The 1,303-nt window shown below is 47.5% G+C and carries 1 protein-coding gene; it reads left to right on the top strand.

Features of this window, described 5'->3' with window-relative positions; genetic code table 11:
• Positions 1-262 precede the first annotated feature (262 nt).
• A complete protein-coding gene (locus G491_RS0126025; protein ID WP_028316614.1) occupies positions 263-1,036 on the top strand; it encodes a zincin-like metallopeptidase domain-containing protein in 774 nt (257 codons plus the stop codon).
• Positions 1,037-1,303: the final 267 nt, after the last annotated feature.

Below are 1,303 nucleotides of genomic sequence, written 5' to 3'. Positions count from 1 at the left end.
CCCCCCCCCCCCGGCTTTTAGCCTGGCGGGAGAACATAAAGGGAACCTCAACGGTATCCCTTTTTTCTTTCTAACCAGTTTTGCCGCCAACTTGACATAAAGCAAAAAAGCGGTAAAATACCAATTAAATCAATTATATAGCTATTTGAACCTTTCCGAATAAGACAACCCTCGCACATTTTATCAATTTTTGAAAACCACCCCCTGTTTTAACGGGGTGGCCCCCTACCCTTTTATAAAAACCCAAGACAGGAGGAAACTCGTGAATGAGAAGGTCCGGGCCGTTTTAGACGGCGTAATTGAGCGGTTTAGGACTGGCGACGTGCCGGAAGCGGTGGCCATGGCCATGTTTCCCGTGGCAGACGTCCCAAGCGCCAAATGGTCACTTTTAAACAGAACTTTGATGTTTCTTTCGGGCACCCAGGACGCCCGAGGTTTCCGGCAATGGCAACAGGCAAACCGACATGTAAAAAAGGGCTCCAAAGCCTTTCACATCCTGGTCCCCTATTTCAAAAAAAAGACGGATGAGGGTACCGGCGAGGAAGCTCAGTTTTTATCTGGTTTTGGATGCAAGCCGGTCTTTCGAGTGGAGGATACAGACGGTGATCACTTGGACTATGAAAAATTGGAGGTCCCTACCCTACCATTGATCGAGAAAGCCGAGGAATGGGGGCTTTCTGTAAAAGCAGTTCCGGGCAACTATCGTTATTATGGGTACTATTCGCCTTCCAGAAAGCAAATCGCCTTGGCCAGCGAAGAGGAAGCGGTATTCTTTCACGAGTTGGCCCACGCGGGCCACGAGAAATTGAACGGAAGCCTCCGGCCTGGTCAGGACCCCTTACAAGAGATCGTAGCTGAGCTTTCCGCCCAGGCTCTTTGTAAAATGGTCGGGAAGCAGGCAAACGATACTATGGGGAACTCTTACCGCTATATTGAGGGGTACGCCAAAAAGGTGAACTTATCCCCTCATGCGGCCTGTCTCAAGGTTATGGCCGAGACGGAAAAGGTCTTGGGTTTGATCCTGGGGACCGGATAAAATTAAAATTTTTTTGCCTCGCATATCGTGGGGCTTTTTTTTGCCCTACCCTACCCCATCTTAAAGGTGTCGCCCTCGTAAAAAACATTTGTTTTTGACGAGGGATTTTTCCGCTCTGAAAACCCTTAGTTTTCAAGGCTTTCAGATTTCAGTTTTAAAAGGGGTTTTTGACGAGCTGATTTACTTAAACAGGCTCCTTTGATGAAGATTATGTTTTATCCTTTCATTTGAGGCCTCGACTTGTTCGGAATCAATCTCAAAACCAAT

It is taken from the genome of Desulfatibacillum aliphaticivorans DSM 15576 (assembly GCF_000429905.1).
In the GTDB taxonomy this organism is placed as follows: domain Bacteria; phylum Desulfobacterota; class Desulfobacteria; order Desulfobacterales; family Desulfatibacillaceae; genus Desulfatibacillum; species Desulfatibacillum aliphaticivorans.
This window is presented reverse-complemented; position numbering and strand designations above follow the sequence as displayed.